The 13,817-nt window shown below is 36.8% G+C and carries 16 protein-coding genes; 11 read left to right on the top strand and 5 right to left on the bottom strand.

The features are described from left to right. The first annotated feature begins 33 nt into the window (after window positions 1-33). The gene (locus J3U14_RS08370; protein WP_267352245.1) at window positions 34-720 is read left to right on the top strand and encodes a hypothetical protein; all 687 of its coding nucleotides are present in this window, start codon (window positions 34-36) and stop codon (window positions 718-720) included. A gap of 114 nt (window positions 721-834) precedes the next feature. On the opposite strand, the gene arsB is transcribed toward J3U14_RS08370, so the two are convergent. From arsB to J3U14_RS08345, 5 genes are all read right to left on the bottom strand, one after another. After that, complete coding sequence (gene arsB / locus J3U14_RS08365) at window positions 835-1,890, bottom strand: ACR3 family arsenite efflux transporter (protein ID WP_267352244.1); 1,056 nt, start codon at window positions 1,888-1,890, stop codon at window positions 835-837. A 56-nt stretch (window positions 1,891-1,946) separates the two neighbouring features. After that, a complete protein-coding gene (gene arsA / locus J3U14_RS08360) occupies window positions 1,947-3,701 on the bottom strand; it encodes an arsenical pump-driving ATPase (protein WP_267352243.1) in 1,755 nt (584 codons plus the stop codon). Window positions 3,702-3,769: 68 nt separating this feature from the next. Beyond that, window positions 3,770-4,129, bottom strand: coding sequence for an arsenite efflux transporter metallochaperone ArsD (gene arsD, locus J3U14_RS08355; protein ID WP_267352242.1), 360 nt, complete (start codon window positions 4,127-4,129; stop codon window positions 3,770-3,772). Beyond that, complete coding sequence (locus tag J3U14_RS08350) at window positions 4,126-4,635, bottom strand: arsenate reductase ArsC (RefSeq protein ID WP_267352241.1); 510 nt, start codon at window positions 4,633-4,635, stop codon at window positions 4,126-4,128. The genes arsD and J3U14_RS08350 overlap by 4 nt, the downstream gene beginning before the upstream one ends. A gap of 2 nt (window positions 4,636-4,637) precedes the next feature. Further along, the gene (locus J3U14_RS08345; protein WP_267352240.1) at window positions 4,638-4,958 is read right to left on the bottom strand and encodes an ArsR/SmtB family transcription factor; all 321 of its coding nucleotides are present in this window, start codon (window positions 4,956-4,958) and stop codon (window positions 4,638-4,640) included. A 369-nt stretch (window positions 4,959-5,327) separates the two neighbouring features. Here J3U14_RS08345 and J3U14_RS08340 point away from each other — a divergent pair, with 369 nt between their 5' ends. The 10 genes from J3U14_RS08340 (at window position 5,328) to J3U14_RS08295 (ending at window position 13,803) form a co-directional block, all read left to right on the top strand. Next, window positions 5,328-6,809 (top strand): SulP family inorganic anion transporter, encoded by a 1,482-nt coding sequence (locus J3U14_RS08340; RefSeq protein WP_267352239.1) that lies wholly within the window; start codon window positions 5,328-5,330, stop codon window positions 6,807-6,809. Between the two features lie 12 nt (window positions 6,810-6,821). Next, window positions 6,822-7,664, top strand: coding sequence for a universal stress protein (locus J3U14_RS08335; RefSeq protein ID WP_267352238.1), 843 nt, complete (start codon window positions 6,822-6,824; stop codon window positions 7,662-7,664). A 450-nt stretch (window positions 7,665-8,114) separates the two neighbouring features. After that, complete coding sequence (locus J3U14_RS08330; RefSeq protein ID WP_267352237.1) at window positions 8,115-8,681, top strand: DUF3577 domain-containing protein; 567 nt, start codon at window positions 8,115-8,117, stop codon at window positions 8,679-8,681. Between the two features lie 148 nt (window positions 8,682-8,829). Further along, on the top strand, window positions 8,830-9,219 hold the full coding sequence (locus J3U14_RS08325) for an ATPase (protein ID WP_267352236.1): 390 nt from the start codon (window positions 8,830-8,832) through the stop codon (window positions 9,217-9,219). Window positions 9,220-9,236: 17 nt separating this feature from the next. Continuing rightward, the gene (locus tag J3U14_RS08320) at window positions 9,237-9,695 is read left to right on the top strand and encodes an antirestriction protein ArdA (protein WP_267352235.1); all 459 of its coding nucleotides are present in this window, start codon (window positions 9,237-9,239) and stop codon (window positions 9,693-9,695) included. A 177-nt stretch (window positions 9,696-9,872) separates the two neighbouring features. Then, entirely contained in the window at window positions 9,873-10,331 is a 459-nt protein-coding gene (locus tag J3U14_RS08315; RefSeq protein WP_267352234.1) for a hypothetical protein, read from the top strand. Between the two features lie 74 nt (window positions 10,332-10,405). Further along, window positions 10,406-11,335 carry an ArdC family protein gene (locus tag J3U14_RS08310; RefSeq protein ID WP_267352233.1) on the top strand — a complete coding sequence of 310 codons (930 nt, stop codon included), beginning with the start codon at window positions 10,406-10,408 and terminating at the stop codon, window positions 11,333-11,335. Between the two features lie 137 nt (window positions 11,336-11,472). Continuing rightward, window positions 11,473-12,411 (top strand): DUF1281 domain-containing protein, encoded by a 939-nt coding sequence (locus J3U14_RS08305; RefSeq protein ID WP_267352232.1) that lies wholly within the window; start codon window positions 11,473-11,475, stop codon window positions 12,409-12,411. 218 nt (window positions 12,412-12,629) lie between these two features. Continuing rightward, the gene (locus J3U14_RS08300; RefSeq protein ID WP_267369623.1) at window positions 12,630-13,127 is read left to right on the top strand and encodes a hypothetical protein; all 498 of its coding nucleotides are present in this window, start codon (window positions 12,630-12,632) and stop codon (window positions 13,125-13,127) included. Then, window positions 13,114-13,803, top strand: coding sequence for a hypothetical protein (locus J3U14_RS08295; RefSeq protein ID WP_267352230.1), 690 nt, complete (start codon window positions 13,114-13,116; stop codon window positions 13,801-13,803). The genes J3U14_RS08300 and J3U14_RS08295 overlap by 14 nt, the downstream gene beginning before the upstream one ends. The last annotated feature ends 14 nt before the right edge of the window (window positions 13,804-13,817 follow it).

The following is a 13,817-nucleotide window of genomic DNA, read 5'->3' as shown; positions in this document are numbered from 1 at the left end:
TCCCCTTATTTTTATTTTATAAGGAGAAATACCATGAGTCGATTTGTAGCGTGTTTAACTGATTGCGAGCAAACCCTACTTGCCGATCTTTGTTACGAATTTATACAACAAAAAGGCGAATTACCAAGTGATGATGAGCTCTATCACATCATTAAACAAAGTCATTCGCTAGATGATGCATTCCATCAAATTAACCAACTATTTGCAATGAAAACTAAGGAAGCCTTATTAAATGCTGTTTCTATTCATCATCGTTATAAAATAGCCGAAAAATTAATCACCAAATTTAAACAAAGCACCGACAGCCCTGCTGATGACAGCTGTTCTTTTCAATTCAGACATTATGATATTGAAAATCCTGATATGGAAAGTTTATTGAATCTTTATGATTATTTAGAAACGATGGAAGTAAATAGACTTTCACCAAACATGAATATTCAGAAGACGTTAATTTTAGATGTTAGTAAGCAAGTGTCTGATTCAGTACTTGATGTTGTCGAGGAGGGCGTTTATTTGCCTGTGGTCGATAGTAGTTGTGGAGAATCTGAAACTATCATCATAGAGCTAGCCTTTTTGCGTGATATGGCAAAAAAAAATGAGAATACGAAACAAATACTTGAAGATTTATACAACGTATTAGCGGAGTCACGAGCTGATTTAAACGCTGTATTACACCAATGTGAGCCTTACTTGTTAGTTCTTCAGGTAAGTTTGGCATAAACAATACAGGAAGAGAACTTTTTCTCTTTTTGAACTGAACCCATAAAGTTGGACAGTAAGTTTACTAAGTATAAAAGATTGTGCTCTAATTTGTAGCACAATCTTTTTATTTTACTATGAATGAAAGTATTTCTTTCTAATCCATAAAGAAACATTAACCAGAAGAATGAGTACAGGCACTTCTACTAATGGTCCAATTACTGCCGCAAAAGCTACGGGAGAAGCTAAACCAAAGGCTACAATAGCCACTGCAATGGCTAGTTCAAAATTATTACTTGCAGCAGTAAAAGACATAGCAGTAACTTTTGGATAACTTTCATTGGCTAACTTACCCATTGTAAAACTTAAGATAAACATGACAACAAAATAGATAGTTAGAGGGATCGCAATACGAATAGCGTCTAAAGGTAGCTTAACAACTTCATTACCTTTTAAGCTAAACATAGCCACAATAGTAAATAGTAACGCAATTAATGTAATAGGGCTGATTTTAGGTAAAAATTTATTTTGATACCAACCATCTCCTTTTACTTTTCGTAAAAAGTAACGAGTTAAAAAACCTGCTAAAAAGGGTATACCTAAATAGATAAGAACTGCTTCAGCAATAGTGCCAAAACTTACATTAATCACACTTCCCGCTAAACCAAATAAAGGCGGTAAGTAAGAAAGATAAAACCAAGCAAAGAGACTAAAAAATAGAATTTGGAAGATAGAGTTGAAGGCAACCAGTGCAGCAACATACTGATTATCCCCCTCAGCTAATTGATTCCAAACCAGCACCATAGCAATACAACGCGCAAGGCCAATTAAAATCACACCGGTCATGTATTCTGGATAATCGCGTAAAAAGATAATAGCCAAAAGAAACATTAAGGCGGGACCAATTAACCAGTTCTGTATTAATGATAAAGTGAGGATTTTTTTATCTTGGAAAATTTTAGGGAGTTCTTCATAACGTACTTTTGCCAAAGGTGGATACATCATTAAGATAAGACCAATAGCAATAGGTATATTAGTAGAACCAACAGATAATGCATTAAGCTTATCTGGCAAGGATGTAAATACCGTACCTAAGATAATACCTAAAGCCATTGCAGCAAAAATCCATAGCGTTAAGTAGCGGTCTAAAAAAGACAGTTTTTTTACAGGTGTGTTCGTTGGGCAAGTCATAATAATTTAACCTATATTATTTGGCTGATTAGTTAACTAACCAGCGCTTCTCTTTATCAATTGGCTAATTTAGTTAAAGCATTGATACCTATCGGCTCTTCTGCCTGTAATGGTACTATTGCTGTTCGTTTAGCATATTCAGTTAATACCTTCTGAATTTGAGGTATCTCGCTTTGCGCACGTAATTGCAGTAGTTCTGATGAGGTTTCAGAGGCCGCAACACTGTTATTAATTATCCATGCCCAAGGCTCTATACCAGCACGACGTAAGTCATCTTGTAAATGAGCTGCCTCGAGTACTGGAGTTGTTTCAGCTAAGGTAGTAATAATCACCTTAGTATAATCAGGGTCTTGTAAACGCATCATGGGTGTAGTGAAATGCGTTTGACTCTTAGCCATTTGTCTAGTGACCTCTTTGTGATAAGCCCCTGTGGCATCAAGTAATAGCAACGTATGCCCAGTGGGTGCAGTATCCATCACTACTATCTTTTTACCTGCCTCACGGATAGTGCGTGAAAAAGCTTGGAATACTGCAATTTCTTCAGTACAAGGTGACCTTAAATCTTCCTCAAGTACCAGACGATCTTGCTCACTCATATCCTTACCTGTGGTTTCCAAAACATGCTGACGATAACGTTCAGTCTCTACTTTAGGATCAATGCGACTAACAGCAAGATTAGGTAGTTGTTTATCGAGTGTGTTGGATAAATGAGCAGCAGGGTCTGAAGTTGAAAGATGAACATCCAAACCCTTTTGTGCTAAATGCACGGCTATTGCTGACGCCAATGTTGTTTTACCAACACCACCTTTACCCATTAGCATAATTAAACCATGCTGTTGAGTCTCTAATTCTTTTAGTAATTGTGCTAATGAGGCGACATCAGGCAGTTGGTTATTATATTCAGCCATCCTAGATTGTGATGTTAAGCTACTATCAAACAGTTGGCTTAATGCTTTAACACCCACCAAGTTAAAAGGTTTTAATGGTAAGTAATCAGTAGGTAGTTTTGTTAGTTGGCTTGGCATTTGCTCAATAGCCTGTTGCTCGCGGGCATAAATAGCGCTAGCCAATATGTCGTTTGTGGCCTCTTGTTTACCTAGTACACCATTAACAACTAAATATTGATTATGTATACCTAATGCAGCTAATTCTTCATACGTGCGGGCAACTTCTAATAACGCCGTTTTCTGTGCTCTGGCTACCAAAACCAATCGCGTTTGTTTGGCATCGGCTAAGGCATCCACGGCATTTTGATATTGTGCTTTTTGTTTTTCTAAGCCAGCTAAAGGTCCTAAACAAGAACTACCCTCTGGATTATCACTAATAAACTCACTCCATGCACCAGGTAGTTGTAACATACGGATCGTATGCCCAGTTGGTGCAGTATCAAACACAATATGATCAAACTGTGCTAGCAATGCTTGATTAGTCAGTAAACCCGTAAACTCATCAAAGGCAGCAATTTCTGTCGTACAAGCCCCTGAAAGCTGTTCTTCAATACCCACTACCACCTCATCAGGTAGTATCCCTTTTACAGGGTCTACAATACGTTTTCTGTATTGCTCTGCCGCTGCTTGTGGATCAAGCTCAATAGCAGAAAGATTCGGCACTGCTTGAATTGGTTTAATTGTTGTACCAATAGTTTGTTCAAAAACTTGTCCAACATTTGAAGCAGGATCTGTACTGACTAATAACGTATGTTTTCCTTGCTTAGCTAATTGAATGGCTGTTGCACAAGCCAGTGAGGTTTTACCAACACCGCCTTTACCCGTAAAAAAGACAAATGGAGAGATATGCGCTAAAAAATTCATCTTAAGCACCTTTAAAGTTAATAATTAAAAAATGTATGTATTATTAGCGTAAACACGCCTAAATCAAATTAACAGCAGCCAGTTTTACTACCACAACAAGGTTTAGTTGTTTCTTGCTCATCTAATTCAATATTTGCCCATTGAGCTAATTCTTTACGTGTAGGGTAACGTCCTGCAAGAGCTACCTCTCCATCAATAAGAATAAGCGGTAACGAGTTAGAACCTGAACGCTCTAAAAACTTTTTTACTATCTCATTCTGAGCAAAAGCCATTGGTTGTTGAGATAAATTAAAACGCTCTATGTTTATGCCTTGTTTTTTTGCCCAATCCAAATCAGCGGCAAAAGTAACTAATACAGAATTTACTTCTGTACCACATACACCTGTACTACAACATAAAGCGGGATCATAAACTTGAATTGAAATCATTTTATTACTCCATCAACTATTAAAATATTTTCGTTAAAAAAATGTTGTCCAACGTCATTAAGAAGCTTTTGCAATTTATCATTAGATAATCCATCGAGAGGTTGTTGCAAGAAGAAAGTAATTGCTTGCTTAAGTTGATTGAAGGTTTGTTCAAAAACAGCTGCAATTTCTTGTTCTGTTCCTCTTGCTTTAGCAGGGTCAGTTAACCCCCAATGACTTCTTATTGCCTTACCTAAATAGATAGGACAGGTTTCACCTGCTGCCGAAGCACAAACTGTAATCACAATATCAGGCGAACTTTTTAAATCATCCCAAGACTTACTAAATAACCCTACGGTATTAATATGATGCTGTTGTAATATAGTAATTGCACTAGGATGAATATAGCCAACAGGCTGGCTACCTGCACTCACAGCACTCCATCCAGTCGGAGCGAGATTATTGAAAATTGCCTCAGCCAAGGCAGATCGGCAGGAGTTACCTGTACATAAAAAAAGAATTTGCATAGTTATATAGCTTCCTCTTTACAATCAGTTTTTCCTGACTGAGCAATGCAACATTGTTGAGTTAAATAGCTAGCTAAATTTTTCATTAATGACAAGTTTGCACGGTAACGTAAAAAGCGACCTTCTTGCACTACAGATATAAGTTGGCAATGAGTAAGTGCTTTTAAATGGAATGATAAGTTAGAAGCCGGTAAACCTAATTTAGTAGCAATTTCACCAGCCACTAATCCTTCAGAGCCATAACGAATCAGTAAACTAAAAATATCTAGGCGAGTGGGGGAGGAGATACATTCAAAATATTTTGCAGCTTGTGTTGTATTCATAATAATCATTTCTATATTTCAACTATAGTTAAAATATAAGGTAGATAATAACTTTTGTCAACTACTATTATTTGTTAGATATATTCTTATAGTATTTAAGATGACGATTTTACATCATTGTATTAGAGAGATTTCTCCTTGTTAAATAACGTTAATTTCATTATTATAAGAAATCTGTTTTTTTACCGTCACTGGAGAATGCCTGTGTAAATTTTTTGCGATAGAGTTCAATAAATAATAAATAATAAATACTCGCGTGATACACAGAGATTTTACTTCCAATCTATCTGAAAAGCTTTGATACTGAAAAAGTATATTGTTTATCATGCTGTAATTTTCTTCTTTTTGTTTTTAATGGTTTTTAATTCAATGCAATCTTTACATAAACAATGGTTTTCAAATATTAGAAATGATGTTTTATCCGGTATCGTGGTAGCACTTGCTCTTATTCCAGAAGCAATTGCCTTTTCAATTATCGCAGGTGTCGACCCCAAGGTTGGATTGTATGCTGCTTTTTGTATAGCTGTTATTACCGCCTTTACGGGAGGTCGCCCGGGGATGATTTCTGCGGCTACCGGTGCAATGGCATTATTAATCACTAGCTTGGTTAAAGAGCATGGGCTAGACTACTTATTGGCTGCTACCATTTTATGTGGTATTTTGCAGATTATTGCGGGCTTCCTAAAACTAGGTAACTTAATGCGCTTTGTTTCTCGCTCTGTGGTGACGGGCTTTGTTAATGCATTAGCTATCTTGATTTTTTTAGCACAACTTCCTGAACTGACCAATGTAACATGGCACGTTTATGTGATGACTATTGCAGGGCTTGGTATTATCTATCTTTTCCCGTATATACCTAAAGTAGGTAAACTTCTTCCTTCACCGTTAATATGTATTCTTATCCTTACAGGTATCTACATGTATACTGGAATGGATATACGAACGGTTGGTGATATGGGCACACTACCCACAAGCTTACCTACCTTTTTATTCCCTAATGTACCTTTGAATTTTGATACGTTACTAGTTATCCTACCTTACTCCATTTCATTAGCGGTTGTTGGTTTATTAGAGTCAATGATGACAGCAACCATTGTGGATGATATTACAGATACACCCAGTGACAAAAACCGAGAGTGTAAAGGTCAAGGTATTGCTAATATCGTGACGGGCTTTTTTGGCGGTATGGCAGGCTGTGCCATGATTGGGCAATCAATTATCAATATGAAGTCAGGTGGACGTACCCGTTTATCCTCAATGATAGCAGGTATTGTATTATTGTTATTAGTCGTATTTTTACAAGACTGGGTAAGTCAAATTCCCATGGCTGCGCTAGTTGCTGTAATGATAATGGTTTCAATAGGTACTTTCAGTTGGGGTTCCATTAAAAACCTTAAGTCTCATCCACTTTCAACCAATATTGTGATGCTATCTACAGTAGTAGTGGTTGTGTTAACCCATAATCTTGCCTATGGCGTATTTGTGGGCGTATTACTGGCATCGTTGTTTTATGCCAATAAAGTAGCTCATTACCTTCATATCAAAACTGAACAACCAAGCAAAGATCAGCGTATTTATAAAGTGTATGGGCAAGTATTTTTTGCTTCTTCTACTAAATTTATTAGTTCATTTGATTTTAAAGAAGTCGTACAAAAAGTAACGATTGATCTTACCTTGGCTCATTTTTGGGATATTACGGCTGTAGCCGCCTTAGACAAGGTTGTAATCAAATTCCGTAGAGAAGGTACGCAAGTGGAAGTATTAGGGCTTAATCAAGCCAGTAGCACTATTGTTGATCATTTTGGTGTATATGATAAGCCAGATGCTGGGCAAAAACTAAATAATCACTAAGAGGAAATCACCATGAATAAAATAATGACCTGTATTGATGGTTCCAATATATCATTTACTGTCAGTGATTATGCGGCATGGGCAAAAAATAAACTTAATGCGCCCGTAGAGCTACTACATGTATTGGATAAAGAGCAATACCCTACCGAGCAGAATCTTAGTGGAAGTATAGGGTTAGGAAGTAGAGAACAACTGTTGGATGAATTAGTTAAATTAGATGAGCAACGTTATAAGATAGCCTTAGAACAAGGGCGTTTAATTTTAGAAGATACTCAGCGTTATATGTTAACCAAAGGTATTTATGATCTTGAAATACGACAAAGACATGGTAGTTTAGTGGAAACATTAGCTGAATTGGAGAAAGAATATCAACTCGTGATACTGGGTAGGCAGGGTGAGCAGACTCAGTCTACTTACCAACATATCGGTAGCCAATTGGAAACTGTCATTCGCACTATTACAAAGCCGATACTGGTTACACCGTCATACTATATAGAGCCAACAAATCTCATGTTAGCCTATGATGGTAGTATTCAAAGTGATAAATGTGTATCAATGTTGCTCAATAATCCGTTATTCAAATCATTACCTATACATTTAGTGACTGTTGGATTAAGCCTAGAAAATAAATTATTAACCGCTAAAACTAAATTAGAACAGCATAAATTCAAGGTGCAAACAGCTATATTATCTGGTGAAGTGGATTTGAAATTAAATCAATACCAAAAGCAACAAGAGATCAGTATGTTATTAATGGGAGCTTATGGGCATACTCGTCTAAGACAGTTCTTTGTAGGGAGTACTACGACTAATATGTTGAGGTATGCTAATGTACCTATAATGCTTTTTAGATAGTCTTATAAGTTAGTGAAAATTTTAGGGTGTTGGTTGCGTTATTTTTTAATAACTCAAGTGTAAACTTTGATAATAAGTACTTGAAACTCTAGAGTGATTCGTTAAACATATTGGCATATTAGTTGCTATTAGAAAATAAAAGATAAGTAAAAAAGCAAGTGTCAATTCCGATTTTTTATTGTGTCAATACAAATATTGGAGAAAATAGCTCCATGTTTCGCTAACGTGGTTAGCAACATACCCAGGCTGGCACAACCTTTAAGTCGGCGATAGACCTTAGCGTCTATAGGTTGAACTACCCACATTAGTTTCCGTTCCGGTGGGGGATCATTGTTAATGCAATGAAGGTTACATGAATTTAAATAAGATATCTTATCAAAACCCTTGCGGGAAACCTTTCCCGCTGGAAATAGGTTTCTCGTTATTTTATTAAATATGGAGAAATCTATTATGTCTAGACAACAAAGCAACCGCAATACACGTAATAACAATAGAAATCGTAACCAAACAAATCAAGAAAACGAAGGTTTTTTTGATTTGAAACTAACAGGTATCGCCTATGTCAATCGACTGGCAGAAAGAAAGTCACAAGATGGAAGTTTATTCACTACTTGTACGCTTGCCGTATTGATTGGTCCCAAAAATACCGAAAAACGACAATACCGTTACATTGATGTGGTCGTTATTGGAGAAAAAAACGTAGATTTACTTTGGCAATATGAACAAGACATTGCTGATGAACGTAATGTCATGATTAAATTTTGTTTGAGTGATATACAAGCTTCAGCCTACGATCGTGATGATAACACCTTAGGTGTCAATCTTCGTTCTAAACTTTACGCAGTTGAGAAAGTGTGGGTTGATGGTGAATTAACCTTTGAAAGTCCTAAACCAAAAAATGATGAACAAACCCCAGCGCCTAGTGAAAATCGTCAATCATCACAACGAGCAGGAAATCGTTCATCAAATAGAAACACTTCACAACGTCAAAATAGACGCAGTACCAGAGCTTCTTAACTGACGCTTTTGCTGATGACTTGATACCTTGTGTATTGAGTCATCGGCCTTATTCAAAAACAGATTGTTCCTCATCCCATCACGGGCATTGTCTTCGTCATGGGGAAGTGCCTTGTTTGATTCATGTTAATCCTATAAGGAGCTTATTATGAGCAGTAAATCACACGTCTCATTAGAAAAACACCAATGTATTGTTTGTGGCAAACTATTTGATACCGGCGCACTACTACTGGACAGACGACTTAAACCAAGTATGGAAATTTGTACTGTAACGGATTATGGTTTATGTCCTGAACATCAGTCCAAATTTGATGAAGGTTTTGTGGCACTCATTGAATGTGATCGCGAGAAATCGGATTTATCGACTGATCCCCAATCCGTAAAACCAGAAGATGTTTGTAGAACGGGTCTGGTAGCTCATTTAAAACGTGACGTTTTTGATAACGTTTTTAATGTACCAATTGCTGATTCAACGCCCCTTGTATTTGTCGATCAAGGCGTTATTGGACAATTACAATCCATGATTGAAAGTGCATAAACCCAGAGGTAATAGCAATGGATAATAATCAAGCATTCTATTATATCGACGGTGATCCACTTAATGGTAATTGGATTGATTTGGATGACATCTATGATCACGATGATATCCGTGAGGCGTTGGCTAAAGACAATATTATTCCTCGCAACAGCGATGGAAACCCCGATTATGACGGAGACTTATTGGTAGCCGACATTGAAGGAGAGCTCCCCGCTATTTGTTATGAAGGCGATGGAAGCTTTAATCTAGCACGGTTTATTGAAGTACGAGATAGCGGTATTGAGCAATCACAAGCGGTAGCATTTATTGAATTGTTTGAAACCTGGGATGAAGATAAATGTATTAGTTATTATGTTGGCCATTTTGACTCACCCGATGATTTTGCAAGAAATCAACTTGAACAATCAGGCGCATTACAAGCTATTCCAGATGACCTTCAAAGCTACATTGATTTTGAACGATATGCCGAGCAATAACTGCTTATATGCAGTTATTGTCAGTACGATGGTCATTATTTTTATAATTGGTAATTAGCATTACTACACTACCATTACAAAGGCCAACCGGTCGTTACTAACCTTAATTAAAACCACCCAATGGGGATTGATATTTCCTGTCTGGGCGTGTCTATCCCCATATCTATTTGGAGAAATATGATGGGATATACACATTACTTTACACAAAAGAAACAACCCTCAACTGAACAGTGGCAGGCACTTAAAGAAAAAGTGATCCGCGTGTTTAACGTTATGCGAACAACGCCGGATGATCGTTTTCGTGTGTGCGATGGCTCAGGTGAAATAACACTTTATCAAGCTCAAGACTTGTTCATAGAGCAAGGTCAAAGTATTTGTTTCAATGGTGCTACTAAATTAGGACTGGACCATGAAACCTTTTATTTAACTCAAAAGTGCAATAAAAACTTTGAATTTTGTAAAACGGCTCGAAAACCTTATGACTTTTTAGTTGTAGCGGTGCTTATTCTGGCTGATTATTACTGTCCTAATTGCTATAACATCAGCTCAGATGGCAGTAAAGACGATTGGCACCCGGTTAGCGAATGGTTGGCTAAGTATCTTTTAAAAGCCTATCCCTTACCTAAAAACATTTAATCATCGATTTATTAATATCAACCCTGATAGGGACTTACTCTATTAGGGTAAGTTCCTACTTTCTGGAGCTTAAAATGACAATAAATAAACGTGAAGAATTATTTAACAATGTAACCCTCAAAATTATTGATGCTTTAAAGCAAGGTGTAAAGCCTTGGCAAAAGGCATGGACGACGGAAGGATGTGGTGGTTTCCCGCAAAATGCATTAACAGGCAGAAGTTACAGTGGTATTAATGTCTTTCTGTTGTGGCTTGAAGCTTACTATCATGATTATCGCTGTAATCGATGGTTAACCTTCAAACAAGCAATTGAGGCGGGGGGTAAAGTTAAAAAAGGTGAAAAATCCACATTGGTTGTAATGTGTAAACCTTTTAAAGCTGCAAAACTTAGCGATGAAGGTGAGCCTATCATTGATATGGAAGGTAATGAGGTACTGGAAGATAAACTCTATACAACGGGATTTCATGTGTTTAATATTGACCAGTGTGAAAACTTGCCGGAATCAATAACGAAAATCCCGGAACACAAACTAATAGATGAAGTATCACGTAATAACCTCATTGAGCAGTTTATCGAAGCGACACAAATCAACATCAAGCATAAATATCAAAGTAAAGCCTATTATCGACCATCAACTGATAACATCATGATGCCATTGGCGAACCAGTTTAACAGTATCAACGATTATTATGCGACGTTGTTTCATGAAATGACTCATGCAACAGGGCATAAAAATCGTTTAAATCGAGAAGGAATTGTTAATACTAACAGTTCTATTGATAAACAATGCTACGCTTTTGAGGAGCTTGTTGCTGAAATTGGCGCTGCTTTTTTATGTGCTGAATTTGGCATTGAGGGTGATATGCAACATGAAAGTTATATTGCGTCTTGGCTTCAAATTTTAGAAGTCGATAATCATGCAATTTTTAGAGCTAGTCGATTAGCGCGAGAAGCCTTTGAACTCCTCATTGCTGATCAGCAATCAGAGCAAAAAGTAGCTTAAGATTGTTATCAGTTTTAAATGTGAAAAATTAGAAGTTAAAGAATTTTATTAACCGTTTTACTAACCCCTACAGGGATAACAATCCCTGTAGGGGATTTGATATCTCTGTTTTTATTACTTTATTAGGAGATATCATTATGCCAAATTGGTGTGTTAATTATGTGAAAGTTTCAGCAAAACCTGTAACCATTGAAAGTATTTTTGATTTTATCAATAGCTCACAAGCGTTTAGTAAGTTATATAACCTAGCATTTAATGCGTCAATAAAATTGTTTGTTGCAGGACAAGCAGGAATGTTGAGAGCTGTTACTAAAATAGATCATCCTATTTATTGCGAATTGTTTAAACAACAAAATTATGGAGTGGGTGAAGATAATAAAGTAAATCGTGCTTTTACTCGATTTGTTGATATGTTAATTTTGAAAACGCCAATGATGGAAGATGTGTGTATGGAAATATTGGCGCTTTTTAAGCAATCAAAATTAGCAAATATTCGTTGGACGGATATTCCTGAACATAGTAAACAGATTATTACCGAAACTTATATTAATCAATCATTTGATTGGTTTCATCGAATTGGTAAAAATTTCAATGTGGCTGATGAATGGGATAGAGTTTCAAATAATGTTCAAGAGGAAGATGGCAGCATAATTTTAGATGCTTATTCATTGATTCCTTTACCGATAGATGTTGCAATAAATAGTTTTAACGGTAGGTTGTTGCCAAAAGTGACAAGTAGCTATGATTGGAATATTAACAATTTAGGAACAAAATGGTCATCCTTTAACATTGATATTATCGACTATACTAATGATTATCTTTGTTTCGAATTTGATACTGCTTGGTCACCCTCGACAGAGGTTAGTCAAGCGTTATCCAAACGATATCAGTGCTATATTGAACATATCTACGCAGAACAAGGTTGTTGTTACTGTGGTTTGCAAGAGTTTCAAAATGGTACGCTTATGGGTGGATTAACTAATGATGATCTGCTCTTTTCTGAAGAAGATGAGGATGGTTTTGTCGATGTTATTGGGCCGTCTTATGTCATGGCATTGAGTCATTTTGGTGGATAGACAAATTAATAAAGCCCTCTCACGAGGGCTTTTGCTTGTCTGACATTCTTTTTTTCAAATAAAAAAGCATTCCCTATTTTTCATTTATCACAGATTCACTCCGTTATATTTGTCACTCTAGGTTTCTTTTTTATTAACCATGAAGAACAACCATGCAAATAAATCAAACCAAAATAAAATCTGTATTTCATTTTTTATCTATTTCCATTTTAAGTGGTATGTTGATAACCGGCTGTACTCAAAATCGTTCGTCGCCTCTACTACAAGATCCAGTAGCTACATCATCCCTGGTAACGAAACATCACTATAAGTTAGAACGAGAGGAAAGCATTCCTGTTATTCGTTATGGGCGTTATCGCTTGGTTGAAATCGTTGCAAAGCCTGAACAAAGGGCATTATTGAGCCAAATCGTCGATATTAATATTCCTTTGAACACTAAAAACAAAACTACCGTCAGCCAAGGCATTAAATACTTACTGCTTAACTCTGGTTATAGCCTTTGCAGTAGCGAAGCGATTGAGCCATTAAGTCGTTTAGAACTCCCCTTAGCGCACTATCATTTAGGACCCATTCGTTTAAAAGAGGCGCTTGATGTGCTAGTTGGAAATGCCTGGCAGATGGATGTTGATGATAGAGAACGAACCGTGTGTTTTACGCCAATCAACGCATTAATTGATGCTCAGTCTAGCAAGGAAGTTAGTCATGAAGCTCGATAATACTTTATTGAAAAGATCCCTTGTGTTTGGATTGTTTATAGCTTTAGTGGTTTGGTTAAGTTTGCTCACACAAAAAAGTAGCCAACATAACCAAACGTTGACGGCAGTGAATCAGAAACTGGCTAGCAATGAAGCTAATATCAATTATCAACGTGTGAGTGAAAAGCTCGATGAACTGTCAGAGCAAGTAAATTTTGCACAAGATAGCAACAGTGAACTGGTTAAGCAAGCTCAGCTCAGTGAAGTGCAAGATGAGTTAAGAAATCGTATTGAGCAAGTCAGTAGACAGTTTGATGATACCGTTAGTCATGTGCAACTGCAAAAACTGCATGTTGATGTGACGACGCAGTTAGCAACGCTCAATGAGCAATTAGCCGCGTTATCAGCCAAGGTGATAGAAATACAAAGCGATGCACCGAAAGCTCAAACCTTAGCAGCAACAAAAAACAAATCCAATACTTTAACTTCAACGGCTCCGTTTATTATTCAGGGGAAAGAACTACGCGCGGGGGAGTGGGCTATCTCTATCTTGTCCAGCAAACAAAAAAATATCGAATCGTCCGTATTACTCACCGTAGGTCAATACTTTGATTCATGGCAGTTAGTCAAGATTGAAGAAAGTCATGCCGTTTTTAAATTAAAAAATCAAAAACGTCGTTTAGCTATTCCCCGTTAATTACCAAAGGATGC

The sequence above is a fragment of the Gilliamella sp. B3801 genome (assembly GCF_026536645.1).
GTDB classification, from domain to species: Bacteria; Pseudomonadota; Gammaproteobacteria; order Enterobacterales; family Orbaceae; genus Gilliamella; species Gilliamella apicola_I.
Note: the sequence above shows the minus strand (reverse complement) of the source record. Positions and strands in the feature narration are given on the sequence as shown.

Coding starts and splice junctions, on each gene's coding strand:
- J3U14_RS08340 (WP_267352239.1), top strand. CDS start 5,328: ATGCAATCTTTACATAAACAATGGTTTTCAAATATTAGAAATGATGTT.
- J3U14_RS08300 (WP_267369623.1), top strand. CDS start 12,630: ATGTTGATAACCGGCTGTACTCAAAATCGTTCGTCGCCTCTACTACAA.
- J3U14_RS08310 (WP_267352233.1), top strand. CDS start 10,406: ATGACAATAAATAAACGTGAAGAATTATTTAACAATGTAACCCTCAAA.
- arsA (WP_267352243.1), bottom strand. CDS start 3,701: ATGAATTTTTTAGCGCATATCTCTCCATTTGTCTTTTTTACGGGTAAA.
- J3U14_RS08345 (WP_267352240.1), bottom strand. CDS start 4,958: ATGAATACAACACAAGCTGCAAAATATTTTGAATGTATCTCCTCCCCC.
- J3U14_RS08370 (WP_267352245.1), top strand. CDS start 34: ATGAGTCGATTTGTAGCGTGTTTAACTGATTGCGAGCAAACCCTACTT.
- J3U14_RS08315 (WP_267352234.1), top strand. CDS start 9,873: ATGATGGGATATACACATTACTTTACACAAAAGAAACAACCCTCAACT.
- J3U14_RS08350 (WP_267352241.1), bottom strand. CDS start 4,635: ATGCAAATTCTTTTTTTATGTACAGGTAACTCCTGCCGATCTGCCTTG.
- J3U14_RS08295 (WP_267352230.1), top strand. CDS start 13,114: ATGAAGCTCGATAATACTTTATTGAAAAGATCCCTTGTGTTTGGATTG.
- J3U14_RS08335 (WP_267352238.1), top strand. CDS start 6,822: ATGAATAAAATAATGACCTGTATTGATGGTTCCAATATATCATTTACT.
- J3U14_RS08330 (WP_267352237.1), top strand. CDS start 8,115: ATGTCTAGACAACAAAGCAACCGCAATACACGTAATAACAATAGAAAT.
- J3U14_RS08305 (WP_267352232.1), top strand. CDS start 11,473: ATGCCAAATTGGTGTGTTAATTATGTGAAAGTTTCAGCAAAACCTGTA.
- J3U14_RS08320 (WP_267352235.1), top strand. CDS start 9,237: ATGGATAATAATCAAGCATTCTATTATATCGACGGTGATCCACTTAAT.
- arsB (WP_267352244.1), bottom strand. CDS start 1,890: ATGACTTGCCCAACGAACACACCTGTAAAAAAACTGTCTTTTTTAGAC.
- arsD (WP_267352242.1), bottom strand. CDS start 4,129: ATGATTTCAATTCAAGTTTATGATCCCGCTTTATGTTGTAGTACAGGT.
- J3U14_RS08325 (WP_267352236.1), top strand. CDS start 8,830: ATGAGCAGTAAATCACACGTCTCATTAGAAAAACACCAATGTATTGTT.